The organism is Agromyces kandeliae (genome assembly GCF_009674665.1).
In the GTDB taxonomy this organism is placed as follows: Bacteria; Actinomycetota; Actinomycetes; order Actinomycetales; family Microbacteriaceae; genus Agromyces; species Agromyces kandeliae.
In genome coordinates, this window is sequence record NZ_WKJD01000016.1 from 1 (window position 1) to 15,812 (window position 15,812).

Below are 15,812 nucleotides of genomic sequence, written 5' to 3' on the forward strand. Positions count from 1 at the left end.
TCAAATAAATTGGCATTGAACATAGTGCACGCTGTTGAGTTCTCAAGGAACGGACGCACCCGAGTTACAGCCCAACGGCCTGCCCTCAAGGCAACTTCCCTACTATACCACGCGCTCCTGTGGATCCGGCCCACTCGGCAGTGCCGCGATGGGTTCGTGATCCCGGACCCCGACCGCGAGGCCGTCGAGTCCGTTGGAGGTGTGGAGTCGTCATCTTAGGCTTGAAGCAACCGAGTCGCAATAGAGCGCCTTCGAGGCTGTTTGGCTAAGACCTGACCGCTTCGCCCCTCGCTCTCGCTCCGGGCCGCCGCGGCGACGAGGACAACCATACGCAGCGCCCGCCCGCGGTCGCAAATCGGCCTCGGATCCCGCGCGTGTCGCGGCATCCGCGCGCCATGGCCGGGGGCCGGAACCGAGCCGAACCCCCCGATCACGCGCCGATCGCTCAGCCGAAGTGGTGCGGATCCGGGCCGAGTCGATGTTCGCGTTCGATCGCGGTGATGCGGTCCATCTCGTCGTCGGAGAGCGCGAAGTCGAACACGTCGAAGTTCTCCACCATGCGCTCTCGGCGGTTCGACTTCGGGAAGACGATGAAGCCGCGCTGCAGGTGCCACCGGATGACGACCTGGGCCGACGTCTTCCCATGGGCGGAGGCGGCCTCCGTCACCTCCGGCAGTTCCAGGAGCGGGTACTTGCCCTGGCCGAGCGGACCCCACGACTCGACTTCGATGCCGTGCTCGGCGGCGAACTCGGTCACCTCGGGCTGCTGGTGCGCCGGGTGCAGCTCGATCTGGTCGACGGCCGGCACCACGTCGGTCTCGTCGAGCAGCCGCTGCAGGTGCGGCACCATGAAGTTGGAGACGCCGATCGAGCGGGCGCGGCCCGACTCGCGGATCTGCTCGAGCGTCCGCCACGAATCGACGTAGCGGTCCTGCGCCGGCACCGGCCAGTGGATCAGGTAGAGGTCGACGTACTCGAGCCCGAGTCGCTCGAGGCTTCCCTCGAATGCCTCGAGCGCCGACGCCGTGCCCTGGTCGTCGTTCCAGAGCTTGGTCGTGACGTAGAGCTCCTCGCGCGGGATGCCGGACGCGGCGACGGCGCGTCCGACGCCCTCCTCGTTTCCGTAGATGCGCGCGGTGTCGAGGTGCCGGTACCCGACGTCGAGCGCGTCGGTGACGATGCGCTCGGTCTCGGCCGGGTCGACTTTGAACACGCCGAAGCCCAGCTGCGGGATCGAGGTGCCGTCGTTGAGTCGGATTCGCGGTACTGCAGTCTCGCTCATACGGCCATGCAACACGCTCTCGCCGTGGGAGCCATCCCTCGTTCGCGGGGCGCGAACGCACCGGACGTCTCCGGCCGGCGGGATCCGCGCACGTGCGGGGAGCGCGTCAGGCGGCCGAGGCCGATGCGGCGCCCCGCTCGGCGGCGTGCACGAGGCTCGAGGCCATGAGCTCCGCGGCATCCGCCTGGCGGAGCCCGCTGCGGCGCACGAGGGTCTGCCAGGTCCGGAAGTCCACGGCGAGCGCGGCAGCGGCGACGAGTTCCGGCGTCCGCGCGTGCTCGGGCCAGGCCTCCACGAGCGCGTCGCGCGCGACGGCCATCGGTGCGCCCATGCGGAGCTCGTTCACCTCGTGCAGCACCGGGTCGCGTTCGCCGTCGCGCAGCACGTTGGCGATGAGCGACTCGTTCTCGGCCCAGTACGCGTAGACGGCCGAGATGCCGGTCTCGGCGCGGGCACGGGGCGAGGCGATCGCACGCCACGGCGCGGCGTCGGGGAACGGGTGCTCGTCGACGTGCAGTCCGGAGCAGGCGAGGAAGAGCGCGCGGTCGTCGGGGAAGTGGCGGTAGAGGGTGCTGCGCTGCACGCCGGCCCGCTCGGCGACGGCGCTGAACGAGCTCTCGGCGGGTCCGGCGGTCCGGTGCAGCTCGAGCGCGGCCTCGACGATCCGGCGGCGGGTCCGCTCCTGCTGCTCCGCTCGTGCCCTCTGCTCGTATCTCCGTGCCATCCCTGAATTCTACGCACATATGTGTTCGATCAATTGACATCCCCCGATCCGGGTCGTACGGTTCTTTCGTCGCACACCTCTGTTCATTGAAAGGCAGCACCACCATGACGACGATCGACACCGCCACCTCGGCCTGCACCGTGCTCTCCCCCGGAGACGACGGCTGGGACGAGGCGCGGGCCACGTTCAACCTCCTCGACGACCAGCGCCCGGAGCTCATCGCGCTTCCGCGCGACGCGGAGGAGGTCGCCCAGGCCGTCGCCGTCGCCCGGGGCGCCGGCCTCCGCGTCGCGGCGCAGGGCACGGGCCACGGCGCCTCCTCCCGCGACACGCTCGCCGGCGCGATGCTCGTGAACACGTCGCGCATGACCCACGTGGAGATCGACGCCGTCGCACGACGGGTCCGCGTCGGCGCCGCGGCGAAGTGGGAGCACGTCGCGCCGATGCTCTCCGAGCGCGGGCTCGCGGGGCTCCACGGCTCCTCGCTCGACGTCGGCATCGCGGGGTACTCGATGGGCGGTGGAATCGGATGGCTCACCCGGCGCCACGGCCTGCAGGCCAATGCGGTCCGCGCGATCGAGCTCGTGACGGCCGAGGGCGAACACGTCCGCGCGGACGCCGAGCACCACGCCGACCTGTTCTGGGCGCTGCGCGGAGGCGGCGGCAACTTCGGCGTCGTCACCGCCATCGAGTTCGACGTCGTGGCGGTGCCCGAGCTCACCGCCGGATCGTTCTTCTACCCGGTCGACCGTGCTGCGGAGGTCCTGCGGGCCTGGACGCGGCTGCTCCCCTCGTTCCCCGAGGAGCTCACGACGTGGGTGAGCATCATCCACTTCCCGCCGACGCCGGACGTGCCCGACGTCGTGCGCGGGCAGTCCCTCGCGATCGTCATGGCCGCCCACCTCGGCCGCGAGGCCGAGGCACGACGCCTGCTGCGCCCGCTCGAGGACCTCGCCCCCGTGATGGACACGCTCGGCCCGCAGGATCCCATCGCGCTCGGGACGCTCGCGATGGACCCGGAGTCCCCGCTCCCCTACCGGTCGACGACCGCGCTCGTCGACGGTCTCCCGGACTCCGCCGTCGAGTCGATGGCCGAGCTCGCAGGTGCCGGCGGTGCGCTCGCGATGCTCCAGATCCGCCACATCGGCGGGGCATTCGGCCGGCGTCCCGCCGGCGCGGGCGCACGGGCGACCCTGCCCGGCGAGATCCTCGTGTTCGGGCTGGGCGTGCCGATGGACGCCGAGTCCGGCGCCGCCGTCGCCCGCGGGCTCGACGGACTCGACGCCGTGCTCGCACCCCTCGCCGTGGGCGAGTACCCCAACTTCGTCGAGCACCCGGTCGACGCGAGCCGCTTCTTCGACGATGCGACGTGGGCCCGGCTCCGCGACGTCAAGGCGACGTGGGACCCCGCCGACCTCGTCCGCGGCAACCACCACGTCCCGGCGGCCTCCGCCGCCTGAGCGCCGAGGGCAGTGCCCGGCGGGCGGCCCCGCGGCTCCCGACCGGGCATCCTCGTGCGCGGTGACGCGAGCGTAGGATTGAGGGCTATGCCTGCGCCCGTCCCCGCCACGATCACGTACCCGGCCGACCTGCCGGTCAGCGGTCGACGCGATGACATCGCCCGTGCCATCCGCGACCACCAGGTCGTCATCGTCGCGGGCGCGACCGGCTCGGGCAAGACCACGCAGCTGCCGAAGATCTGCCTCGAGCTGGGTCGGGAGTCGATCGCGCACACCCAGCCGCGCCGGATCGCGGCGCGGACGATCGCGGAGCGCGTCTCCGAGGAGCTCGGCGTCGAGCTCGGCGACCTCGTCGGCTACCAGGTCCGCTTCACCGACCGCGCCGGCGAGGCCACGCGCATCAAGGTGATGACCGACGGCATCCTGCTGAACGAGATCCATCGCGACCGCGACCTGCGTCGCTACGACACGATCATCATCGACGAGGCGCACGAGCGCAGCCTCAACATCGACTTCCTGCTGGGCTACCTCAAGCGGCTCCTCCCGCGTCGGCCCGATCTCCGCGTGGTCATCACGAGCGCGACGATCGACCCCGAGAGCTTCGCCGCGCACTTCGCGGATGCCGCGGGCACGCCGGCCCCGATCATCGAGGTCTCCGGCCGCACCTACCCGGTCGAGGTCAGGTACCGGCCGCTCGTCGCCGAGTCAGCCGGGTCCGGCACGGTCGAGGGCGACGACGACGAGGGAGCGGCCGCGGAGGACCGCGACATCCAGCGCGGCATCCTCGACGCGCTCGACGAGCTCGGCCGCGAGGCACCGGGCGACGTGCTCGTCTTCCTCTCCGGCGAGAGCGAGATCCGCGACGCCGAGGCGGCCGTGCGCGCGCACGCCCAGCGCCGCGGCGCGGCCGACGTGACCGAGGTGCTCCCGCTCTACGGCCGGCTGTCGTCGGCCGACCAGCACCGCGTGTTCGAGCCGTCGAAGGTCGCGGGGCTCCGGCGACGCGTCGTCCTCGCCACCAACGTCGCCGAGACGAGCCTCACCGTGCCCGGCATCCGGTACGTCGTCGACGCCGGCACGGCACGCATCAGCCGGTACTCGGCACGCTCGAAGGTGCAGCGGCTGCCGATCGAGCCGATCTCGCAGGCGTCGGCGAACCAGCGCTCCGGGCGGTCGGGCCGGACGAGCGACGGCATCGCCATCCGCCTCTACTCGGAGGACGACTTCGAGAAGCGACCCGAGTTCACCGATCCCGAGATCCTCCGCACCAACCTCGCTGCGGTCATCCTGCAGATGGCCTCGCTCGGGCTCGGGGCGGTCGAGGACTTCCCGTTCCTGACGCCGCCCGACGCCCGTGGCATCCGCGACGGCGTCGACCTGCTCGGCGAGCTCGGTGCGATCGACGAGGCGGATGCCGCGGGCGGCCCGCGGCTCACGCGCATCGGCCGCCAGCTGGCCCGCCTGCCGATCGAGCCGAGGTTCGCGCGCATGGTGCTCGAGTCGAAGTCCCAGGGCGTGAGCCGCGAGGTGCTCGCGATCGTCGCGGGCCTCACGATCCAGGATCCGCGCGAGCGCCCGCTCGAACGTCGCGAGCAGGCCGACGAGATGCACCGGCGCTTCGTCGACCCGACGAGCGACTTCCTCTCGCTGCTCAACCTCTGGAACCACCTCGAGGAGCAGCAGCGCGAGCTCTCCGGCAGCGCGTTCCGTCGGATGTGCCGCACCGAGTTCCTCAACTACCTGCGCGTGCGCGAGTGGCAGGACCTCTACCGCCAGCTCGTGCGGCTCGCGAAGCCGCTGGGCCTCCACGTGGCGAGCGCGGCGGGCGCGCCGAACCCCGACGGCATCCATCGCTCCCTGCTGGCCGGGCTGCTCTCGCAGATCGGCATCCGCGACGACGGTCGCACCTCGAGCGGCCGCGGCGGTGCGGGGACCCAGCGCGAGGCCGAGCGGCGCGGGCGCCGGCAGCAGGCGGAGTTCGCGGGGGCGCGCAACGCGCGGTTCGTGGTCTTCCCGGGCTCCGCCCTGGCGAAGAAGCCGCCGGCCGCGATCATGGCGGCCGAGCTCGTCGAGACGAGCCGCCTGTTCGCGCGGACCGCCGCGGCGATCGACCCGGCCTGGGCCGAGCAGCTCGCCGGCCCGCTCGCGAAGCGCTCGTACTCGTCGCCGCGCTGGGAGCGCCGGCAGGGCTCCGCGGTCGCCGATGAGAAGGTGCTGCTGTTCGGCGTGCCGATCATCCCGAAGCGGCGCATCCAGCTCGCCCGGGTCGATGCCGCGCTCGCGCGCGAGCTCTTCGTCCGGCACGCGCTCGTCGAGGAGGACTGGGACTGGAATCGGCTCGACAAGCGCCTCTTCGCGTTCGTCCGTCGCAACCGCGAGCTGCGGCGCGAGCTCGGCGAGCTCGAGGAGCGCACCCGTCGCCGCGACGTGCTCGCGGGCGACGAGGCCGTCGTCGCCTTCTACGAGCAGCGACTGCCGGCGGATGCCACGGACGCGCGCGCGTTCGAGCGCTGGTGGCGCGGGGAGCACCGCACGCACCCCGACCTGCTCACGATGACCAGGGCCGACCTCCTCGGCGACGACGAGGTCACGACCGACGGCGGACTTCCCGACCGGTGGCGGCAGGGCGACCAGACGCTGACGCTCCGCTACCGGTTCGAGCCGGGCGCCGATGACGACGGCGTGACCGTGCAGGTGCCGCTCGTCCTGCTGCCGCGCCTCGAGCCGACCGGGTTCGACTGGCAGGTTCCCGGCTTCCGCGACGAGCTCATCACCGCCATGTTGCGGACGCTGCCGAAGGTGCTGCGCCGCCAGGTGGTGCCGGCCGCCGAGTGGGCGGCGAAGATCGCCGCCGAGCTGCCGGAGGGGCCGGAGTCGGGCGAAGCGCGCGCGCCGTTCGCCGAGACCGTGGCCGACGTGATCAAGCGGCTCACGTACGCCCCCGTGACGGCGGAGGACTTCGACGTCGACCGCGTGCCCGCGCACCTGCGCGTGACGTTCCGCGCGGTCGACGAGCGCGGTCGCACGGCGGGCGACGACAAGGACCTGGTCGCGCTCCAGGCCCGGCTCGCCGAGCGGGCGGGGCGCGCGGTCGCCTCGACGTTCTCGGGTCAGGCCCCGGGTCGGCCCGGGCGAGGCGAGGCGGATGCCACGGCGCCGGCACGCGCTGACACGGCCGCCGGCCGTGGCGACCGCGGCCCGTCCCGGCGCGGCGGTCGCGGGGCCGCCGACGCATCCGCGCCCACCTTCGCCGAGAGCTCGGGGCTCACGACCTGGGACTGGGACGAGCTCCCGGGCCATGTCGACACCCGGCAGGCCGGCAACGTGGTGCGTGCGTATCCGGCGCTCGTCGACGAGGGCGCCTCCGTCGCGCTCCGGCTGGTCGCGACGGACGAGGAACGCGACCGGGCGTCGCGGCGCGGCATCCGTCGACTCCTGGTCCTCGCGACGCCGACGCCCGTGGCGTACGTCCAGGAGCACCTGTCGAACCAGGAGAAGCTCGCGCTGGCCTCGAGCGCGTACGCCGGGCCGCGGGCGCTCCTCGACGACTGCTTGGCCGCGGTCGTCGACGCCGAGCTGCAGGCGCGCCATGCGGACGGCCTCGTGCGCACGCGCGCCGAGTTCGAGGCGGTGCGCGACGCCGTCTCGGCGAGCGTCGTGGACCGGATGTTCGAGACCGTCGGACTCGTCTCGCGGATCCTCGTCGCGGCGCGCGAGGCCGACCGCGCGATCGCGAAGGCCTCGAGCCTGCAGCTCATGTCGGCGCTCGCCGACGCCCGCTCGCAGCTCGAGTCACTCGTGCCGGCGGGCTTCGTCTCGGCCACCGGCCTCGAGCGGCTGCGCCACCTGCCCCGCTACCTCGAGGCGATCACGGTCCGCGTCCGCCGCATGCAGGAGAACCCGGGGCGCGATCGTCAGCTCATGACCGAGTTCGACCAGGCTCGGACGGCCTACGCGAAGGCGGGCGGCGCGTTCCCGATCGACCCGGCGGTCGACGCCCGGCTGGTGCGGGTGAGGTGGATGCTCGAGGAACTCCGCGTGGGGCTGTTCGCGCAGGAGCTCCGGACCGCCGAGACCGTGTCGGTCAAGCGCATCGTCAAGGCGCTCACCGAGTGAGCGCGGCGAGCCGCGCCGCGTAGCCCGGCTCGAGCTCCTCGAAGCGCGCGTCCCATCGCGCCCGATCCTTCGGCGCCGCCGGGTCGGCGAGATGCCACGCGAGGCTCTCGAGGTAGGTGTGCCAGCCCGGGCCGTAGTCGGGCCGGGTGACGTGCTCGTGCTGCAGGCGCAGCCGCGTGCGGTCGCCCTCGGGTTCGAGGCGCACGGTGAGGAGCGTCGGCGCTTCGCCGACCACGGTCCAGGTCGTCGCGAACCCGTTCGGCCGCTCGCAGGCGACGACCTCGCCGTCGCAGTAGACGTCGCCGTCGCGGGTGAGCGCCTGCCAGTGCCCGCCGAGCCGGAAGTCGCCCCGGTAGTCCGCCATCCATCGGGCGAGCCGCTCGGGGGTGGTGATCGCCTCCCACAGGTCGTCGGGGTCGGTGTCGTACACGTCGTCGAAGTCGAGCCGGAAGCCCGGCTCGTCGGCGAGGATCTCTCCGGTCACGGCCATCATGCATCCCTCCGTCGGGCGCGCGCTCCGCGCGCGATCTCGGTGTGCAGCGCGTCGAGTCGTTGCGGCCAGAGCCGGCGGTAGTGCTCGAGCTGCGCGTCGGCCTCGTCGAGCCCGGCGCGGTCGAGCGCGTAGATGCGACGGGCGCCGTCGGCGCGCACGGTCGCGAACCCGTGTTCGCGGAGGATGCGCAGGTGCCTCGAGACCGCCGGCTGCGTGATGCCGAACTCGGCCGCGACGACGTCGACCACGGAGCCCGCCGGCCGCTCGCCGTCGGCCAGGAGGTCGAGGATGCGGCGGCGGACGGGGTCGCCCAGGACGTCGAACGCGTGCACGCCGCAATATTATCATTCTGATGTTATATATGGAAGAACTGATGCGATGGCGATGCACGGGCGGGCGGCATCCGCGTCGATAGGATCGAGCCACCGTGGCCGGCTACACAGATCTCCTCAAGACCAGGGGCGTCGCGCGCATCATCGCCGCCCAGCTCACCGCACGGTTCCCGTCCGGCATGCTCTCGCTCGCGTTCCTGCTGCACGTCGAACAGCAGACCGGGTCGTACGGCGCCGCGGGCCTCGTGCTCGCGGCGACCTCGATCGGGCAGGCGATCGCGGGCCCGATGACCAGCCGGCTGATGGGCCGATTCGGCATGCGACCCGTGCTCATCACGACCCTCGTCGTGTGCGTGGCCTCCGTCGTCGCGATCGGCGTGCTCCCGCTCACCGTCCCCCTGTACATGGCGATCGGGTTCGTGTGCGGCCTCGCGACGCCGCCCGTGCAGCCGGCCGTCCGCACCATCTACCCGAAGATGGTGAACTCCCGACAGCTCACCCCGCTGTTCTCCCTCGACGCGTCCGCGCAGGAGATCATCTGGGTCGTCGGACCGGTCGTGACGACGTTCGTCTCGACGCAGGTCGGCACCGTCTGGGGCATCCTGCTCGCCGCTGCGCTCATGGTGGTCGGCGGCACCTGGTTCATCTCCTCCCCCGAGCTCGGCCGCGTCCGCATCCCGCGCTCGAAGCGCGCCTTCGGCAAGGTGCTCGCCCGCCCCCCGGTCATGCTCGCGACGATCGTCGGCTTCCTCCTCATCGGCGCGTGCGCCGCGATCGAGGCCGGGGTGGTCGCGGCGTTCGGCCACGATGGCGCCGAGGCGGGCATCGTGCTGGCGATCTTCTCGATCGGCAGCCTCGCCGGCGGCCTCGGACTCGGCCACGTGCCCATCGGCCCGTGGTCCACGGCCCGTCGCATGTTCATCGTGTTCGCCGGGACCGCGCTCGCCGCGTTCTCGATGGACTTCTGGTGGCTCTCGATCACGCTCTTCATCGCGGGCATCGGCATCGCGCCGGCCCTCGCCGTGCTGTTCGCGATCGTCTCGGCGAGCGTGAAGTTCTCCGACACCGCCGAGGCCTACGGATGGGTCGGCACCGGCCAGCTCATCGGCGCCGCGCTCGGCTCCGCGCTCGCCGGCTTCCTCATCGACGGCTTCGACGCGGTGGGCGCGTTCTGGGCCGCGACGGTGCTGGCCCTCCTCGGCTTCCTCGTCCCGGCGCTCGCGCGACGCTGGCATCCCGACCTCCGTGGGCGCGACGCCAGCCCGATCCCCGACACCGAACCGGTCACGATCACCCCGAGTTGAGCGGCTCGCCGCCGACCGGACCCGAACGAAAGGCGCACGGATGACGCATCCGCCCCTCGCACCCCTGGTCCCCCTCGCCGACGGGCGCGCGATCCCGCAGGTCGGCTACGGCATGTACAAGGTGCCGGCGGCGGATGCCACGCGGCTCGCGCTGACCGCGATCGAACTCGGGTACCGCCACCTCGACACGGCCGCCCTGTACGGCAACGAGGCCGAGGCCGGCGCCGCGGTGCGCGAGAGCGGCCTGCCGCGCGCGGACCTCTTCGTCACGAGCAAGGTCTGGAACGACGACCACGGGTACGACGAGACGCTCCGCGCGTTCGACGCCGCGATGGCCCGATTCGGGATCGACCGCCTCGACCTGTTCCTCATCCACTGGCCGGTGCCGTCGCGTGGCCGCTACGTCGACACGTGGCGTGCGCTCGTGCGGCTGCGCGACGACGGCCGGGTGAGCTCGATCGGCGTCTCGAACTTCCACGCGCACCACCTCGACCGGATCATCGACGAGACCGGCGTCGCACCCGTCGTGAACCAGGTCGAGCTGCATCCGTGGCTCCCGCAGCGCGAGCTCCGGGCGTTCCACGAGCGGGTCGGAATCCGCACCGAGGCATGGTCGCCCCTCGCACGCGGGCGCCTGCTCGGCGATCGCGTGCTGGAGCCGATCGCCGCGAAGCACGGGCGGTCGGTCGCGCAGGTCGTGCTCGCCTGGCACGTCGCGCAGGGCACGATCGTGATCCCCAAGGCGTCGAGCCCCGAGCGCATCGCCGAGAACCTCGACGTCTTCTCGTTCCGGCTCGACGAGGACGACGTCGCGGCCATCGCGACGCTCGAATCCGGCGAGCGCACGGGCCGCGATCCCGATTCCGACTGACGCGCAGTCGCGCAGGGAGCGACGTCGGGCCGGGCCCACGGGCCCGGCGGCTCACAGGCGGCCGCAACCCGATCGTGACCCGACTTGCAGCCGGCGTCCAGACATCGGCTCCCGCCTCGGCGTTACGGTGACCGCATGACCAGCCGAGGAATCCGATTCGCAGGGCTCGTCGCCCTCTCAGCGCTCCTCCTCACGGGCTGCAGCATGGGCTCGGGAGGATCCGACCAGACGGCGTCGGAGCCCGACGTCAACGTCGAGGCACCCGCGGACGGCGGTGTCGCCCCGCGCGACGAGCAGCCCTTCACGGAGGACGAGCAGGCCGGGTCGATCCAGGAGGACCGCAGCGTCATCACGACGGGCTGGATGGCGATCACGGTCGACGACCCCATCGACTCGGCCGCCGAGGTCGCGGCACTCGTCCGCTCCGCCGACGGGCGCGTCGACAGTCGCAACGAGACGCCCGGAACGGACACGCAGCAGGCGCGGGCCACCCTCGTGGTCCGGATCCCGGCCGATCGCTTCGACGCCGTCCTCGCCGACCTCCGCGAACTCGGCGACGTCGACTCCGTGCGCCTCGACGCCTCCGACGTCACGCAGCAGAAGCGCGACCTCGACTCGCGGATCGCCTCGCTGGAGACCTCGGTCGACCGGCTCCGGGCACTCATCGCCCAGGCCGACGACGTGGGCGACCTCATCGCGATCGAGTCCGAGCTCACCACCCGGCAGACGGAGCTCGACGCGCTCACGACGCAGCGCGACTGGCTCGCCGACCAGGTCGACTACTCCACGCTGACGGTCGAGCTGCTCTCGGAGGGGCTCGCGCCGCAGGCCGGCCCGAACGACTTCTGGAGCGGCGTCGTCGCCGGGTGGAACGCGCTCACCGCGTTCGTCTCGGGCCTGCTCGTCGCGGTCGGCGTCATGCTGCCGTGGATCGCGGTGCTCGCGGTGATCGCCGCGATCGTCGTCGGGATCATCGTGATCGCGAGCCGAGGGAGCCGCGGGCCGAGGGGCGGCGCCGGCACGACCGGATCGGGCGCGGATCCCTCCGCGACCGGGGTTCCGGCGCCGACGGGCGGCGGTGCCGGCGGGGCCGGCGCGGACGGGAACGGCCCGGCGTAGGCTGGCGCCGTGACCGCCGACACGACCGTGGACTCCCTGCTCGACGACGACCTGCTCGCACGATTCCGCGACCGCGCGGCACGCTACGACCGCGAGAACGCGTTCTTCGCCGACGACCTCGACGAGCTCGCGGAACGCGGATACCTCCGCGCGCTCGTGCCCGCCCGGCTCGGCGGTCTCGGCTGGAGCCTCGCCGACGTCGTCCGCGCGCAGTCGCGGCTCGCGACCGCCGCACCGGCGACCGCGCTCGGCGTCAACATGCACCTGGTCTGGACGGGCGTGGCGCGCCTGCTGCACGACCGCGGCGACGACGGCCTCGACTTCGTCCTCGACGAGGCAGCGGCCGGCGAGGTCTTCGCCTTCGGCATCAGCGAGGCGGGCAACGACCTGATGCTCTTCGGCTCGGGGACCGTCGCCGATCCGCAGTCCGACGGCAGCGTGCGCTACACCGGGCGCAAGATCTTCACGTCGCTCTCGCCGGCGTGGACGCGCCTCGGCGTGCACGGGCTCGACACCGCCTCGGCGGACGGCCCGAAACTCGTCTACGGGTTCATCGACCGCGAGGACCCCGACGTGCGCACCCTCGACGACTGGGACACGATCGGCATGCGTGCCACGCAGAGCCGCACGACGGTCCTCGTCGGCGCCGTCGCGGCGCCAGACCGGATCGTGCGCCGTCTCGACCCCGGCCCCAACCCCGACCCGTTCGTCTTCGCGATCTTCGCGTGCTTCGAGCTGTTCCTCAGCGCCGTCTACGCCGGCCTCGCCGAGCGGGCGCTCGACCTCGCCGTCGACGCCGCACGCGCTCGGACGTCGGCCCGCACCGGCCTCCCCCGATCCGAGGACCCCTCGGTGCGTCGACGCATCGCCGAGGCCGCGCTCGCACTCGACGGCGTGCCGCCGCAGCTCGTCGGACTCGCGAACGACGTCGCCGACGGCACCGACCACGGAGCCTTCTGGTTCGCCAAGCTCTCCGGCGTGAAGGTGCGCACCGTCCAGACCGCGCGCGACGTCGTCGACGCGGCGATCCGGGTCGCCGGCGGCGCGACGTACTTCGCCGGACACGAACTCGGCCGCCTGCAGCGCGACGTGCTCGCCGGCGTCTTCCACCCCTCGAGCGACGACAGCGCGCTCAACACGATCGCGAACGCGTGGCTCGGCCCCGTGCAGGACTGACGGCCGGGCGGAGCACCCCGCGCCATCGCTAGACTGGCGCCGCGGCGGCCCGCCGCGTCCGAAGGAGGTCCCTCGTGAGCGTGTTCCCGTTCCTCATCGCCATGGCGCTGTTCGTGTTCGGAATGTGGGTGTTCAGCATCGCCGACGTCGTACCCGGTTTCGAGGCGATCGTCTTCTTCGGCGGCATCGTCTGCGTGTCGCTCTCGCTCGCCATCCCGTTCAACGTCCTGGGCCGGCGCGAGTCCGGCGTCTGATGGGGCTGCCCGACGCCGACACGATCGTCACCTATCCGGCGGGCGACCTGCGCGCCGATGGCCGCGTGCTCATGGCTTCGCCCCATGGCGACCACCTCGCCGTGATCACGGACCGCACGAGCATCCACCCGGTCGACGCAGCCTGGCCCGACCAGCCCGCCGACGCCGGAGTGCTCCGCACCGGCGCGCGCGAGTACGCGATCCGCGACGCGGTCGTCGCCGCGACCGACGGCGACGACCTGCACATCGGCAGCGTGCCCGTGCGCCCGGGCACCGAGGGCTGGTCGTTCCTCGTCGTGCACCTCCTCGACGCCGACGCCGCGGTCGGCGAGGGTGACGAGGTCGAGCTCGAGGCGGATGCCGCGACCCGCCGGGCGCTGTCGATCGGCCACACCGCCTGCCACGCGGCCGCGCTCGCGCTGAACCGCGCGCTGGCCGACCGGTGGTCGAAGGCCGCACGCGAGGACGCGCTCGGCTCGCCCGACTTCGACGGCATCGCCATCGCGTCCTCGCGCATCGAGCCGTCCGGTTCGGTCGACCGCTACCGACTGAACAAGTCGCTGCGTCGGGCCGGGTTCGACGCGACCGGGCTCGCCGACGGACTCGACGGGCTCGCGGCATCCGTCGACGCGACGCTCGCCGAATGGGTCGCCGACGACGCGAGGGTGCGCATCGAGCGCGTGGGCGAGGACCTCACCGACCGCCGCACCTGGGTCTGCGAACTCCCGCACGCATCGGCTCGGATCCCGTGCGGAGGGACGCACGTGGCGTCGCTCGGCGAACTCGGCAGCGTGAACGTCTCGTTCGCCCTCGAGGACGACGGCGGTACGCCCGTCCTCGTGATGACCACGCGCGCCGGGGCATCCGCCTGATCGATCCCACGCGGCCGACGGCCGCGGACGCGGCACCGCGATCCCTGAGTGTTCCTCAGCCGCGAGGTCGCCTGGCGGGACTACGATGACGATCGTGGGAATTCGCATCGAGAAGGTCGACCTGCCCGGGATCGGCTTCCGCCACGACCTCGTCACCGACAGCGGTCGGCGCATCAGCGTGGTGTCGCACCGGGACGGCGAGCGCGATCTCGGGGTCTTCGACGAGGACGACCCCGACGAGTGCCGCGACACCATCGCGCTGAACGACGACGAGGCGGCCGCCCTGGCCGACGTCCTCGGCGCCTCCGTCATGCTCGCTCGCCTGACCAGCCTGTCCGACATGGCGACCGGCCTGTTCACCGAGCAGATCGCACTGCCGACGGACTCGCCCTACCTGAATCACCCGCTCGGCGACACCAAGGCGCGCACGCGCACGCACTCGTCGATCGTGGCGATCATGCGCGACGGCCAGGTCATGCCGTCGCCCACCCCCGCCGACGTCCTGCGCGCCGGTGACGTGATCGTGGCCGTCGGAACACGCGGCGGACTCGACGGATTGGCCCGACTGCTCTCCACCGGCCCCGACTGACGCCGGGGGCCCGATGCACGAGACCACGCTGCTCCTGATCGAAGTCGGCGCGCTGCTCCTCGCCATGAGCCTCCTGGGGCGCCTCGCCATCCGCATCGGCCTCTCACCGATCCCCTTCTACCTGCTGCTCGGCCTCGCGTTCGGCAACGGCGGCTTCCTCCCCTTCGACGCGAGCGAGGAGTTCTTCGCCACCGGCGCCGAGATCGGCGTCATCCTGCTGCTCGCGCTCCTCGGACTCGAGTACACGGCGGAGGAGCTGGTCATCGGCCTCAAGTCGTCCCGACGAGCGGGCATCCTCGACGCGCTGATGAATGCGCTACCCGGCGCGGCCATCGCGCTCCTGCTCGGCTGGGGTCCCATCGCCGCCGTCGCCCTCGCGGGCGTCACCTGGGTCTCCTCGTCCGGCGTCGTCGCCAAGCTGCTGCGCGACCTCGGACGACTCTCCAACCGCGAGACGCCCTCGGTGCTGGCCGTGCTCGTCATGGAGGACCTCGCCATGGCGTTCTACCTCCCGGTGCTGTCGGCACTCGTGGTCGGGGCGAGCCTGCTGCAGGGGGCCATCGGCGTCGCGATCGCCGTGACGATCGTGATCGTGATCCTCTTCCTCGCCCTCCGCCACGGTCACGTCATCTCGCGGTTCTTCCCCGCGGAGCACGCCGAGCCGCTGCTGCTCGGGGTGCTCGGCCTCGTGATGCTCGTCGCCGGACTCGCGGCCGAGGTGAGCGTCTCGGCCGCGGTCGGCGCGTTCCTCGTCGGCATCGCGCTCTCGGGTCGGGTGGCGGCGAACGCGAGCGCGGTGCTCACCCCGCTCCGCGACCTCTTCGCCGCGATCTTCTTCGTCTTCTTCGGACTGGCCACCGATTCGGCGGAGATCCTCTCGATGCTGCTGCCGGCCGCCGGACTCGCCGCACTGACGATCCTCACGAAGCTCGTGTCCGGGGCGTACGCCGCGCGGCGCGCGGGCGTGGGCACCCTGGGCCAGTGGCGGGCCGGCCTCGTGCTGGCACCTCGAGGCGAGTTCTCGATCGTCATCGCCGGACTCGCGGTCGGTGCGGGCATCGAACCCGCGCTCGCCCCGCTCGCCACCGGCTACGTGCTCATCACGATCCTGGCGGGCTCGTTCCTCGCGCGGTTGCCCGACGCCGAGTGGTTCCGCGCCGCCGTGCGGCGCAGGTCGAAGCGGCTCGCCGCGGCGAAGCCGTAGTCGCGGGCGATCGGGC

The 15,812-nt window shown here is 72.4% G+C and carries 14 protein-coding genes; 10 read left to right on the forward strand and 4 right to left on the reverse strand.

The genetic code is table 11. From position 1 onward, the window contains the following. Window positions 1-445: 445 nt before the first annotated feature. Window positions 446-1,282, reverse strand: coding sequence for an aldo/keto reductase (locus tag GJR97_RS10160; protein ID WP_154346389.1), 837 nt, complete (start codon window positions 1,280-1,282; stop codon window positions 446-448). A 106-nt stretch (window positions 1,283-1,388) separates the two neighbouring features. Then, window positions 1,389-2,006, reverse strand: a complete 618-nt coding sequence (locus tag GJR97_RS10165; protein WP_154346390.1) for a TetR/AcrR family transcriptional regulator — start codon at window positions 2,004-2,006, stop codon at window positions 1,389-1,391. A gap of 104 nt (window positions 2,007-2,110) precedes the next feature. Here GJR97_RS10165 and GJR97_RS10170 point away from each other — a divergent pair, with 104 nt between their 5' ends. Together GJR97_RS10170 and hrpA are read left to right on the forward strand one after the other, a co-directional pair. Beyond that, entirely contained in the window at window positions 2,111-3,466 is a 1,356-nt protein-coding gene (locus GJR97_RS10170; protein WP_154346391.1) for an FAD-binding oxidoreductase, read from the forward strand. Window positions 3,467-3,553: 87 nt separating this feature from the next. Further along, entirely contained in the window at window positions 3,554-7,582 is a 4,029-nt protein-coding gene (gene hrpA / locus GJR97_RS10175) for an ATP-dependent RNA helicase HrpA (RefSeq protein ID WP_154346392.1), read from the forward strand. Here the strand turns inward: hrpA and GJR97_RS10180 are convergent. Together GJR97_RS10180 and GJR97_RS10185 are read right to left on the reverse strand one after the other, a co-directional pair. Further along, a complete protein-coding gene (locus tag GJR97_RS10180) occupies window positions 7,572-8,072 on the reverse strand; it encodes an SRPBCC domain-containing protein (RefSeq protein ID WP_195760669.1) in 501 nt (166 codons plus the stop codon). The two genes, hrpA and GJR97_RS10180, sit on opposite strands and share 11 nt — an antisense overlap. Beyond that, entirely contained in the window at window positions 8,072-8,407 is a 336-nt protein-coding gene (locus tag GJR97_RS10185; RefSeq protein WP_324613379.1) for an ArsR/SmtB family transcription factor, read from the reverse strand. Before GJR97_RS10185 ends, GJR97_RS10180 begins: the two co-directional genes overlap by 1 nt. A gap of 95 nt (window positions 8,408-8,502) precedes the next feature. Here GJR97_RS10185 and GJR97_RS10190 point away from each other — a divergent pair, with 95 nt between their 5' ends. The 8 genes from GJR97_RS10190 (at window position 8,503) to GJR97_RS10225 (ending at window position 15,796) form a co-directional block, all read left to right on the forward strand. Then, complete coding sequence (locus GJR97_RS10190) at window positions 8,503-9,711, forward strand: MFS transporter (RefSeq protein WP_324613380.1); 1,209 nt, start codon at window positions 8,503-8,505, stop codon at window positions 9,709-9,711. Window positions 9,712-9,751: 40 nt separating this feature from the next. Then, window positions 9,752-10,582 carry an aldo/keto reductase gene (locus GJR97_RS10195; protein WP_154346394.1) on the forward strand — a complete coding sequence of 277 codons (831 nt, stop codon included), beginning with the start codon at window positions 9,752-9,754 and terminating at the stop codon, window positions 10,580-10,582. A gap of 135 nt (window positions 10,583-10,717) precedes the next feature. Beyond that, on the forward strand, window positions 10,718-11,701 hold the full coding sequence (locus GJR97_RS10200) for a DUF4349 domain-containing protein (protein WP_154346395.1): 984 nt from the start codon (window positions 10,718-10,720) through the stop codon (window positions 11,699-11,701). A gap of 9 nt (window positions 11,702-11,710) precedes the next feature. Continuing rightward, on the forward strand, window positions 11,711-12,877 hold the full coding sequence (locus GJR97_RS10205; protein ID WP_324613381.1) for an acyl-CoA dehydrogenase family protein: 1,167 nt from the start codon (window positions 11,711-11,713) through the stop codon (window positions 12,875-12,877). Window positions 12,878-12,951: 74 nt separating this feature from the next. Next, complete coding sequence (locus GJR97_RS10210; RefSeq protein WP_154346396.1) at window positions 12,952-13,131, forward strand: hypothetical protein; 180 nt, start codon at window positions 12,952-12,954, stop codon at window positions 13,129-13,131. Continuing rightward, window positions 13,131-14,003, forward strand: a complete 873-nt coding sequence (locus GJR97_RS10215) for an alanyl-tRNA editing protein (RefSeq protein WP_154346397.1) — start codon at window positions 13,131-13,133, stop codon at window positions 14,001-14,003. The genes GJR97_RS10210 and GJR97_RS10215 overlap by 1 nt, the downstream gene beginning before the upstream one ends. 94 nt (window positions 14,004-14,097) lie before the next feature. Then, window positions 14,098-14,592, forward strand: a complete 495-nt coding sequence (locus GJR97_RS10220; RefSeq protein WP_324613382.1) for a cation:proton antiporter regulatory subunit — start codon at window positions 14,098-14,100, stop codon at window positions 14,590-14,592. A gap of 13 nt (window positions 14,593-14,605) precedes the next feature. Further along, on the forward strand, window positions 14,606-15,796 hold the full coding sequence (locus GJR97_RS10225) for a cation:proton antiporter (RefSeq protein ID WP_154346399.1): 1,191 nt from the start codon (window positions 14,606-14,608) through the stop codon (window positions 15,794-15,796). The last annotated feature ends 16 nt before the right edge of the window (window positions 15,797-15,812 follow it).